Source organism: Acinetobacter sp. V2 (assembly GCF_001188385.1).
Taxonomy (GTDB): Bacteria; Pseudomonadota; Gammaproteobacteria; order Pseudomonadales; family Moraxellaceae; genus Acinetobacter; species Acinetobacter oleivorans.
Genome location: NZ_JZFB01000001.1, coordinates 1,629,352 through 1,630,696, shown reverse-complemented (window position 1 = coordinate 1,630,696; position 1,345 = coordinate 1,629,352). Strand labels below are relative to the sequence as shown.

Annotated in this window: 1 protein-coding gene; it reads right to left on the bottom strand. The window is 41.9% G+C overall.

Going from position 1 to position 1,345, the window contains the following annotated elements; translation table 11 throughout:
* Positions 1-1,345 (bottom strand): Lon protease family protein (locus UC75_RS20650; RefSeq protein WP_416202203.1); only part of this gene is annotated, 1,345 nt, incomplete at both ends.

The following is a 1,345-nucleotide window of genomic DNA, read 5'->3' as shown; positions in this document are numbered from 1 at the left end:
GAGCCATCAAAATTTCAAGTGCCTGATCAATCGTATCAATTGCATGGATATGGAATTGACCGCTGCGAACTGCATCAATAACATCTTGACGTAACATCAAATGCTGCATGTTTTGACGAGGAATAATGACACCTTGCTTACCTGTCAGACCTTGTAGCTTACATGCATCATAGAATCCTTCAATTTTTGCATTTACGCCGCCAATAGGTTGAACTTGCCCTAATTGGTTCATCGAGCCGGTAATTGCCCATGATTGATCAATTGGTATTTGGCTAATTGCAGAAATCAACGCTGAAAGCTCAGCAACAGTTGCACTATCGCCATCAACTTGACCATAGCTCTGTTCGAATGCAAGCGCAGCGGAGAAGTGTAAAATCTGTTCACGACCAAAGTGAGCTTTCAAGAAGCTAGACATCAGCAGCACGCCTTTCGCATGAAGTGAGCCACCAAGTTCTACACTACGTTCAATATCAAGAATATCACCGCCACCTTGATAAACAGATGCCGTTAAACGAGAAGGTAAACCAAACTCAACATCTGCATAATGAATCACGGAGAGGGCATTGATCTGACCTAAACGGTATCCCGACGTTTCGATTAATTGTGTACCACGTGAAAGATCTTGCCAATAAAGTTCTCTTAAATAGCCTAAGCGGTATTGGCGATGTTGTAGAGCGAGGTTAATGTGCTGGTCGGTTACCAGCTTCTCATTTGCTTTAAATGCATGATGATGTGCTTCGCGAATCAGGTCACCTAGGGTTGAAGCATGTAAAGACAGTGAACTTTGGTCTTCAGCCTGACGACTTGAATCAGTAAGTAAAGCTGCTAAAGCACTGCGATCAAACGGAAGCAATTTATCAGCTTGTACATAGTCAGCAATGAGCTGCATGTAGGCTTGTTCATTTTCGTCATTACGTTGTAATGTATCAGTAAAATCTGCACGAATTTTAAATACACTACCAAGCTCTGGTTCTACTTCTAAAATTTCATAATAAATTTCAGGTTCTGCCATAAGAACCACTTTAATATCAAGTGGAACTGCCGCAGGTTCTATCGAGATAGAGCCTGTTAACGTTAGCATATGTTCAAGAGAAGATAACTTGAGTTGGCCTGATTTTAAGGCACGCTTTAAACCTTGCCATGCATAAGGCTGTTCGAGTAATTGCTCGGCCTCAAGCATTAAAAAACCACCATTCGCTTGATGTAGAGCACCTGGACGAATGAGAGTGAAATCTGTAGTAATTGTACCGTTATGGGTGAGCTGTTCAACGTGGCCGAGTAAATTATAGTGTGTTGGAAAGTCTTCAAAAATAACAGGAGCGCCGCTATTTGGTTTATTTGCAAC